General features: G+C 43.3%; 2 protein-coding genes. One reads left to right on the top strand and one right to left on the bottom strand.

The genetic code is table 11. From position 1 onward, the window contains the following. A partial coding sequence (locus tag VF724_RS21255) for a substrate-binding domain-containing protein (protein ID WP_371756233.1) occupies positions 1-462 on the bottom strand: 462 nt, incomplete at its 3' end. Positions 463-628: 166 nt separating this feature from the next. Between VF724_RS21255 and VF724_RS21260 the strand changes: the two genes are divergently transcribed. Further along, positions 629-1,069, top strand: a 441-nt coding sequence (locus tag VF724_RS21260; RefSeq protein WP_371756232.1) for a putative sulfate/molybdate transporter, incomplete at its 3' end; no start/stop codon positions are given.

Here is a 1,069-nt window from a genome sequence, read left to right on the forward strand (position 1 = left end):
AACAGCACGTTGCCCGGGCAATAAGCGCCTTACGTAAGGAATATTATATTCTTCAGTTTCACCGTCCCAAAGGTGGGTGGCCGTTACATTCGCTGTTCCCCTGTATAAAGAAAGGAGACCATCAATGCTTCCTACGTAAGAACGCAGGCAGCGCAGCATGGGATTCTTTTTTTCCAAATGCCGGGTCAGCACATCCAGGACAATATCTTGGCCGCATACGATCAAGCCTTGATTTTCTAAAATCAATTTCTCTACCGAAACCCGCATGTTAGAACTGGATATCTTCATGGATGATTGAGATGTACGGGTGTAAGCCTCAAGATCGGTGGGACTAATCCTTATTTTTTTTCCGACTCTGTACGAAGGAAGCTCTCCTCGTTTTATGAGTTCATAAACCGTTCCTTTCGAAATTTTCAGCAGCTTGGAAATTTCTTCCGGCGAATAGGATAAAGAATCCGTCATGTTCACACCCCATTACAAAGCATATTTAATTTTGTCTTGTCAACTATTGTAGCATACCGTAAACTAATACCTAAATATGGTTTAGCATTGTTTCGTATCGTTTTGTTATGTCTTTACCAACGAAAAAGAACTATTTCAACAATATGGAGCAAATTCGGGAGGAGAAATGAAATTGAATACAAAGATAAATTCTGCGAAGCCAGTCATCAAGTTTGACCGGAATGAATTTGCGGGTGCGTTTGGCGATATCGGTACCGATTTGCCTTTGCTTATTGGAATGATTGTTGCGGCTGGGCTGAATAGTGCAAGCGCCTTAATCATGTTTGGGGTGATGCAGATTTTCACCGCTTTAAGATACAGGATGCCCATGCCCGTTCAGCCACTGAAAGCTATGGCAGCGATCGTCATTACACAAAAGCTGAGTGGAAATATTCTTTACGGTGGTGGCTTGGCCGTTGGAATACTCATGTTGCTGTTGACGTTAACGGGTTTGATCGATTGGATCGCCCGTATCGTACCGAAGGTTGTAATTCGCGGAATGCAGCTTGGTTTAGGCTTGCAATTAGCGACGCTGTCTCTTAAAGAATATGTTCAGGCGGATTCGGTT

The organism is Ferviditalea candida (assembly GCF_035282765.1).
Classification (GTDB): domain Bacteria; phylum Bacillota; class Bacilli; order Paenibacillales; family KCTC-25726; genus Ferviditalea; species Ferviditalea candida.